We start from the raw sequence: 7,212 nt of genomic DNA, 5'->3' as shown, positions 1-7,212 counted from the left end.
GCTGCCGTCGGGTCTGGCGCTGGCGGAATTTGACAGTGCCGCCGGTCTGGTGGGCCGTGAGACGCGGTTGAAGGCGGCGCTGGCCGAGCTGCTGGGCGATTATGATTTCATCCTGATCGACACGCCGCCCAACCTGGGCTCCATGACCATCAACGCGTTGAACGCCGCCGATCATGTGCTGATCCCCGTGGCGACGCGGCCCGTTGATCTGCTGGGCATTCCGCTGCTGTTGAAGACCATTGGCCGCGTGCGCCGCTTTACCAACCATGACCTGACGGTGCTGGGCGTGCTGCCCACCATGTATGCCGAACGCCAGACCGTGGACCGCGAGGTTCTGGCCGATCTGCGAGCCCGCTTCACGGGCGACAGCGACCTTGGCCGCGTGTTCGATCCGATCCGGATGAGCACGGGCATCAATCAGGCCGCCTATAACAATGTCATCGCGGTGGAGGCCCTGCCCCCGGATCATCCGGTGCAGGCCTATTTCCATCTGGCCAGGGAGATTGCCGGTGAAGTTGCAGAAGGGTAAGACGGCCTTTGGCCGGGCCATGGATGATGTGGCCGCGCGCGGCGACGGCTCCCTGATCTCCCGCGATTTTCCGCGCCTGATCGAGGTGGAGCACGCCCGCGTCCACCCGCGCGCCGATCAGCCGCGCCGCCATTTTGACGAGGATGCGCTGCGCCAATTGGCCGACAGCATCGAACGCCAGGGCCTGTTGCAGCCCATCCTGGTCCGCCCCCTGGCCGATACGCGCGGGGAATATGAGATTGTGGCGGGCGAACGCCGCTGGCGTGCGCTGGGGCTTCTGTCCCGCCCCACCCTGCACGCCATTGTCACGACGGGCAATGCCGAGGAAATCGCCCTGGTGGAAAATCTCCAGCGCGTGGACCTGTCCCCGCTGGAGGAGGCGCGCGGCATCCAGGCCCTGATGGAACGCCACGCCTATAGCCAAGAGGCCGCCGCCGGCGCCCTGGGCTGGAGCCGGACACAGGTCAACCGCGTGTTGAAACTGCTGTCCCTGCCCGACGACATTCTGACCGAATGTGCAACGTTGCACCTGTCGCGCAACGCCATGGTGGAACTGGCGCTGGCCAGCGACGGGGCCGAACGCGCCCGGCTTCTGGACCTGCTGCGCCAGGGCGCCTCGGTCAAGACCCTGCGCGAGGCCCGCGCGCCCAAGGCCGAAGGGCAGGGGGCGCGGACACCAGCGCCCAAGGACCGGCCCGACCCCGTGCGCACCGCCCTGACCCAGGTGGAAAAGGGCGTCAAGGCCCTGGCCAAAACTCCGACCGCGCTCGACGACGCGCAGCGCCGCACGCTTCAGGCCCTGCGCCGCGAGATCGACCGGTTGTTGAAAGGGTAGGGGAGGGGGGCCTCCACCCCATACATATTTATGCAATCGACAATTGCTTTGCCGACCCGTCTTTCCCGCTGATACCATCGGCTGATAACGGTGGGGGAGGGGGCCTTGGCGGGGGCGATAACGGTGCGCGGTGCGGCAGTTGTGACCTGCTCCATGCTGGCGGGTGCCTGCGTGGGCGCATTCCTGTTTCCCGTTCTGGCCCCTGCCGGTGCCGCTGGTGCCGCCAGCACGGCGCTGATGACGGCGGGCGGCGGTCTTGGCGGCAACCTTTTGGCCAGTTGGATCGACCGATACGGCCCCGACAAGCTGCAATCGCTTCTGACCGGCCCCCTGTCGCTGCCCAAACATGACGACATGGTGCGCGTGGCCGATCTGGCCCTGTCCTGCGCCCTGAAGACCCTGCTGACGGAATACGGGCAGGAATTCACACAAGGTGGCAAAGCCGGCGATGACCTGCGCGCCTGTCTAGAACAGTGGCGGAAGCAGGCCGAGAGCCACACCCGCCGCGTGCCGGTGGCAGAGGTGAATGACGCGATCACCACGGCCCTGGCCCGCCTGTCCGGCCCGGACCCGGCACAGGCGCTGAACCTGCTTCTGGCCGACGCCATCGCACCCGACATGCGCCACACCACCGACGCCGGATATATGGCGGCATGGCAGCGGCTGGCCAACCGGCTTTCCGCCCGCCTGCCGGACCTGCTGTCCGCCTATGTGGCCGAGGCGTTGAAGACCGATGAGCGCTTCTTCCGTGCCGTCACCCTGACCCGGCAAAGCGCCCTGGTGCAAACAGGCCAGGATGTGCTGGCGGCGGTGCAGGCGCAGGGTGAGCGGCTGCAGGACTTGCAGGCCGCGTTGAAGGCGCAGCTCGACCAGAACCAGGGCCAGGACAACCTGGCGGATTTCCGCGCGGCGATAACGGCGCAATTGTCGGCGCTGCAATCCGCCATAAAGGTGGAATTTGACAATGACCGTGCGCCGCCCCTGACTTGGCCGAAACCAACGCAGCAGACAGGCCAGGAACTCAGCCTGCTGTATTACGACCGCAAGGCCCGCTTTGTGGGGCGCGACGCCGCGCTGGCGGCACTGAACCAGTTCATCGACGATCCGGCCCCCGTGCTATGGACCAGCATCACCGGCGGTGCCGGTGTGGGCAAAAGCCGTCTGGTGCTTGAGGCCTTGTCGCTGCGTCGCCTGACGGGCGGGGTGGTGGCCACATTCCTACCGCCCTCGGCCGGCTGGCTTGCCAACAAACGCTATGAGAATTGGCGCGCACCTGAACCCACGGTCCTGATCATCGACTATGCCGGCGTCTCGCCGGCACTGGTCCGTGCTCCGATCGACAATCTGGCCTGCCGGGCGGGCACACAGAGTTTGCGGGCACCCGTGCGCCTGCTGCTGCTGGATACCCAACCCAACCAAGGCGAATTTGCCCTGCCCAACCGGATCAAGGACAGCACGGAAAAGGGCAGGCGGGCGGCAAGCGTGGAATGGTCGGACGCGGGGCGCGCGGCCCTGGACCTGCGCCCCCTGTCCGATGCCGACCTGTTCACCATCACCGCAATCTACCGCGAGGCAGACCTGACAGAGGCGGAGGTGGGGAAGGTGACGGCGGCGGTAAGGGCCGATGCGGAACTGGGCCGGCCCCTGTTCGCCGCCCTGATGGGTCTGGCCCTGCGTCACGGCACCGACACGCCGCTGACCCTGGCCGGCGTCACCAGCCATTTCCTGGACCGCCAGGAACGGCACTGGATGGAACGGGACCAGATTACGCCCCTGGATCGCACCCTGTTAGCCCTGGCCACATTGGGCGGGTCGGTGCCGTTGGTGGAGGTGCTGACCGACCCCTTGCTGGCGGATTTGCTGCCGATAACGGGCAAGCCCCATCGTCCGACCCTGCGGCAACATTGGTCGGTGATGACGGGAAAGCCGTTGCCAACCGACCATGTGACTAAGCTTGAACCTGACTATGTCGGCGGCCTCTACCTGCTGCGCCATCTGAAACAGGCCGCCCCCGACGACCCCCGCCAACCAAATGAGGTGGCGGCAGAGATTGAGCGCCTGATCACGCTGGCCTGGAAATATGGAGATCCGGGCGAACCCCTGATTAACCTCGCCCGCAACTTTGCCGGTGAGAAAGCTCTGGTCCCACTCGTGGCTGAATTGGCTGCGTGGCGGCCCAATGAAGAACGTTGGTCAGAGTGGGCAGCTCCCATTCCCACGATAGCGCTCCGTCTAGCACAGACGCAAGCGCACGCCGCTGTAGATCATATTGTTGATGCGCTGATAGCAACCGTGAATGAGCTTGATGCCCGCCATTCCTCTTCAGCTGCATCCTCAGTCGGGGACCATAACATCTCTACCGTTGCCGATAGTCATCCTGTTCAGCCGCGTCTACTATTGTTGAACGCGAAAGTGATCGCTAAGCGGTACGCAATCACTTGCCTCAACATCCTGTTTTTTCCTGTACCCAACGCTGCATTTGCAAACAAGCTGTTGGGAGGGCTTCGTAGAGTAGCAGAAGCGTACTCTGATGATACAGAAGCCAGAGTCCTATTAGCTCGCGGCTTACGGAATGCTTCCAATCATGCAAAGCCCAATAATTGGAGAGACGAACTTATAGATGAAATTCAAAATATCCAAAATAGCAATCCAGACAATATCATTATAGGTGAGGAACTAGCAAGTAGCTTAGTAAATGCAATATATGATTCTGAAAATAATATTAACAGAGTGGAGTCCTTATACGGCACGATAAAAAAATTTTCAGAAAACTTCGATAAATATATTGGCATACAGCGGCTACTATCCACCGGAATCCAAAATGCTCTTTACCACATTAAATCAGATAACAATCGTGTTATAACTTTGGCGGAAGATGCGAGGAGTGTTTACAAAAAAAATCCACATGATTATTATATAGCATATCAGTTTTCATCTATATCAGCGACCATTGTCACTAACCGTGACGTTAGTTTGAGCCAAAAAGTGAGAATAATAAATGATATACGTCATTTAGTTAAATGTCATAACTACGAAAAATCAATGGTTTATATTTATGCCGTGTGCCTAGCTAATGCATTTCTACACACCATAAAAAGAAATAGATGTTCAATTACTATAGTTAAAGAATTACGTCATTTGGATAGCAAATTCCCAAACGATTCTGATTTGTCGCTGATTATCGCTAAAGGACTAGTTAATGCTATGGTATGGCCAACAGTTAATCAAAAAATATTAGATTCTCTTATCATGAGTCTTAAAGAAATAAATCGGCGCCACACTAAAAATACCGAAATTAGAACGCAACTCGCTTATGGACTGCTAAATTCTTTTAGGATAGCGCAAAATACTCGCAAATCAATCAGAAAATACGTTCGTTATACTGAAGAATTCGTCGCACTATACCCCGGAGAGCCGTTGGTTCGTTCCGAAATGTTGCCGTTGCTAAAAATAATCAATGGTACTCGACGAATATGAGCATGTTTTTACTGATTCCCGATCTCAGGAGGCATATTGGCGATTTTTCGCATTTGTTGCGGACTTAATCGACTCGACGACTAACGAACTCTGCTTTTTCCCTTCACAGACCCCATTCCTCATTATAGGATAATGATCCTTCAAGAAAGGATCAAAAGCCGTGACCCTGCCCTCCTGCAACACAGATGATTTTGTGGTTCACTCTGTTGCACAGGGCCGGGCTGTCCTGGCGAAATCTCCGAATTCTGGCCCTGGCAAAAACTCCGTTCGGCGGTGGCGCCCTGGCCAAATCTCCGAATCGGTGCTGTTGAAGGCTTTAGATTCCAAGGGGTTGCCGGAGGACTGGCTGAACCTCCGAAAGGACCTATTGTCCATGCCCCTTTCGGAGGTTCTGGTGGCGCCGTTTCCGCCTGTGAACCCTGGCAAAATCTCCGATTGGCGGCTGGCGGTCCTGCTGCGATTCGCCCTGACCGGGGCCTGCCGTCCGCCCGTTCGACCCCGTCAGGTGGGCCAAGCCCCTGTAAACCCTGGCATAATCTCCGAATTCCGGCACTGGCGTGGGCTGTGTGCGCAGATTTATGGCCCTGGCAATATCTCCGAACAACCCCAAAATCCGGCCTTTCCTGAAGTTCCTTTACTTCCTTTACTGATTCCTAGGGGCGAAATCGCCCCATCGGATCAAGGGCTTACGACCGCTTTCGGGGAGGTTTTGCCAGGGTCAGGGGGAGGTTTTGCCAGGGTCGAACGGGAGGGATTGCCAGGGGTGAAGGGGAGGAATGGCCAGGGGGAGGGGGCGGCATTCGGAGTTGCCGGGACCCTACCTCCGACCTACACTGTGCCCATGGTTGCCAAGCCCACCAGCCCCGCCCCGCAGGCCCGCAAGACGCCGCTGACCCTCGTGAAAGCCACGGGGGCCGTGGAGATCAAGGCCGATGCCGACCTGTCGCTGGCCGACCGGCGGCTGTTCAACCATCTGCTGGCCCATGCTTACGAGAACCTGGGCAAGGTGGAAAGCCATTCGATCGAGCTGGCCTCCATCCGCCGGTTCGCGGCGGAGGTGCGGGACGGCACGGCGGATGTGAACAATACCCGCCTGAAATCCAGTATCGAGACATTGCAGAAGGTGCTGTGCCAGTTCAACTACCTGCGCTCCGACGGCACGCCGGGGTGGGAGTCGGCGCAATTGCTGGGTCCCTGCCGGATCGAGGGGGGGACGCTGACCTATACGTTCCATTCCTGGGTGTCGGAACGGTTGCGTGAGCCAGCCTTATATTCCTATCTGTCGCTGCGCATCATCTATGAGTTTGAGAGCAAATATGCGCTCACCATGTATGAGGTGCTGAAACGCTATGCCGACCGCAATGCCGAGGAGCCGTACTGGCAGGCCAAGGTGGAGGAGCTGCGCGCGGTTCTGGGCTGTGTCGACAAGCTGAAGGACTGGAAAGACCTGCGCAAATACGCGCTCGACCCGGCGCTGGAGGAGATCGGGCGGCTGGGCGATTTCTCCGCCACCCTGCATGAGATCCGCCAGGGCGGGGGCAGGGGGGGCGGGCGCGTGGTCGGCTGCGTCTTCCGCATCCACCGCAAGGACAAGCAGGCCGCCGAACAGGCCGCCCGCGAACTGGCCAAGCCCAAGGCACAGCGGCGCGGGGAACGGGCCGCTGCCGCCGAGGATGGCATGCTGGCGGCCCGCACAGAGGCCGCCCTGCGCTTCCTGGACGGGGCGGATGTCGCCAAGCGACTGCAATGGGCCAAACGCGCCGAAGAACTGGGCATGACCCTGCCGCCCGCCGCCTCCGCCAAGGATAATCTGCGCAAATGGGTGCCCGCCCTGGCGGTCCTGATTGTGGAGGAGGAGCGGCTGCGGGTCAGGATGACCGGTTCCTCTTAGACCTGTGACTGTCCATGCGTGCTGCAATAGCCCGTGATTACGCATATGCGAAATTCACTTGTTATAAGCAAAAGGTCTTGCAATTATATCGCTAGGGTTTGTTTCACCCTCGCGGGTAGCGCAGATAATGCGCATTACCTCATATCTGCCTGAGGAATACTTCCTCTCCTTCGCCCTACAAGCCAGAGGTGGCAGCATGGACCAGTCTCGCTCATTGGCGCTTATCACGCGCGTGGGGGCCACGCTGACGGGTGTCGGTTCATGCATTACGCCATTTACCGAAATTTTTGACAAGCTGGAGGGATTGTTCAGCAAAGTTGCGCCTGCGGAAATGGCCCCGGCGATCGCCCTTGCCGTTGTGTTGCTGACATTGATTGGGTCGATACTGGTCGCATGGCTCAGTTTCCGGAAAGTATCGCGGCTCGACCGCAGCCAGAAGGATGCGTTCGATCTTCGCGCGCGGACCGCCGACGACCTGAT

At 59.6% G+C, this 7,212-nt stretch carries 5 protein-coding genes; all 5 read left to right on the top strand.

Translation table 11 applies throughout. The features are described from left to right. Positions 1 to 529: ParA family protein (locus tag Q0072_RS02140; RefSeq protein WP_298325035.1), on the top strand; the 529-nt coding region annotated here is incomplete at its 5' end. Then, a complete protein-coding gene (locus Q0072_RS02135; protein ID WP_298325033.1) occupies positions 510 to 1,364 on the top strand; it encodes a ParB/RepB/Spo0J family partition protein in 855 nt (284 codons plus the stop codon). The genes Q0072_RS02140 and Q0072_RS02135, both read left to right, overlap by 20 nt. A gap of 105 nt (positions 1,365 to 1,469) precedes the next feature. Next, positions 1,470 to 4,841, top strand: a complete 3,372-nt coding sequence (locus tag Q0072_RS02130; RefSeq protein WP_298325031.1) for a hypothetical protein — start codon at positions 1,470 to 1,472, stop codon at positions 4,839 to 4,841. Positions 4,842 to 5,682: 841 nt separating this feature from the next. Beyond that, the gene (locus tag Q0072_RS02125; protein WP_298325028.1) at positions 5,683 to 6,732 is read left to right on the top strand and encodes a replication initiation protein; all 1,050 of its coding nucleotides are present in this window, start codon (positions 5,683 to 5,685) and stop codon (positions 6,730 to 6,732) included. 196 nt (positions 6,733 to 6,928) lie between these two features. Beyond that, the coding region (locus Q0072_RS02120; protein ID WP_298325026.1) for a hypothetical protein at positions 6,929 to 7,212 on the top strand (284 nt) is incomplete at its 3' end.

The organism is Asticcacaulis sp. (genome assembly GCF_027484505.1).
GTDB lineage: Bacteria > Pseudomonadota > Alphaproteobacteria > Caulobacterales > Caulobacteraceae > Asticcacaulis.
Note: the sequence above shows the minus strand (reverse complement) of the source record. Positions and strands in the feature narration are given on the sequence as shown.